General features: G+C 38.0%; 2 protein-coding genes. One reads left to right on the forward strand and one right to left on the reverse strand.

Annotated features, from left to right (window positions below; genetic code table 11):
- The coding region (dkgB, locus tag VXQ92_RS17050; protein ID WP_416682616.1) for a 2,5-didehydrogluconate reductase DkgB at positions 1–631 on the reverse strand (631 nt) is incomplete at its 3' end.
- Between the two features lie 120 nt (positions 632–751).
- On the opposite strand from dkgB, the gene VXQ92_RS17055 reads away from it, so the two are divergent.
- The coding region (locus VXQ92_RS17055) for a LysR family transcriptional regulator (protein WP_416682617.1) at positions 752–1,631 on the forward strand (880 nt) is incomplete at its 3' end.

Consider the following 1,631-nt stretch of genomic DNA (forward strand, 5'->3'; position numbering starts at 1 on the left):
CCCATGCTAATGCAATTTGCGCTGTCGTTGCTTTATGAGCTGCTGCAATCTCCGCTAAAACAGGGTCTTGAAGCACTTTGCCGTATGCAAGCGTCATGTATGAAGTGACATCAATATTCTTCTCTTGTAAGAAATTCACAAGTTTATGGTTTTGAAGATAAGGACTCAGCTCAATCTGGTTCGTTGCAATATGCTCTACACCAATTGTGTCAATTGCTTGTTGGGTAAGTGCAATATTGAAGTTTGAAATACCAATTTGTTTGGTTAAGCCTTGTTGTTTTGCTTCAAGTAAAAGCTGCATGATTTCAGGAATTGAAACGCCTAAATCTGGTGCTGGCCAGTGAATCAAAGTTAAATCGACATGGTCAGTACGAAGCTTTTGTAAGCTCTCTTTTAAGCTTGGAATAAACTTCTCTTGAGCAAAATTATCTACCCAGATTTTTGTAGTTAAAAACAAATCCTGACGTGATACGCCACTTTCAGCAATCGCTTGACCAATTGCTGCTTCATTTTCATAGATTTGAGCAGTATCAATTGCACGATAACCGACATCTAACGCATTTTTAACAGAATCAATCACAGCTTGTTCTTTAAGGCGGAAAGTTCCTAGACCAAAACGTGGGATATTCATGTATTCACCTGAAATTAAATAATTGTTTAACTTGAGGTGCATTTTGCTTTTTTTATTGTTGCGAAAAAATAGATGAATAAGCAAAATATATTTGATGTTTAGTCAATAATAGAATAAACCATGAAATCAACAATTGAAGAACTTGTTGCCTTTATCACAATTGTTGATACAGGTTCATTTGTGGCAGCAGCAGAACATTTAAAGCAAACACCTTCGGGGGTGAGCCGATCTTTAACCCGTTTGGAAGCAAAGTTAGATGTGACTTTGCTAGAGCGAACAACACGTAAATTGAAACTGACTCAAGAAGGGCAACAATTTCTTATAAAGGCCCGTAAAATTTTAAATGAGCTGAATGCGGCCGAAGAAGAACTACAAAAGTCTGATCAAGGTACTGCCGGTCTTATTCGGGTTGATTCTGCCACACCGTTTGTTTTGCACGTGATTGCACCATTAATGCATAAATTCCGTGAGTGTTACCCCGATATTGAAATCGAATTAAATAGCAATGATCAGGTGATTGACTTACTTCAGCATAAAACCGATGTCGCATTTCGATTTGGGGAACTTAATGACTCTAGTCTGCACGCCAAATTGGTATGTAAGAGCCGTTTATATATTGTGGCAAGTCCTGACTATCTAGCTCTTAAGGGAACGCCAACACAACCTGAAGAACTTGAAAAGCATGATTTGATTGGCTTTACTAGACCTACTTATATCAATAGTTGGCCAATTAAAGTTGGCGATGAATATTTTTTTGCCCAATCAAAAATTAAAGCATCGAGTGGGGAGACCGTACGCCAACTGACGATTAGAGGACACGGCATTGCGCGACTATCTGAATTTGAAATTTGGAAAGATATGGAAGAAGGGCGATTGATTGCATTATTTGAAGACAAAATTGAGCATCAATATCAAAGCATCCATGCTGTGTATTATCAACAAGAGCATCTACCAAAACGAATCCGTTTATTCATTGAATTTTTGGCAGAACAGTTAAAAG

This window comes from Acinetobacter sp. 228 (genome assembly GCF_048147885.1).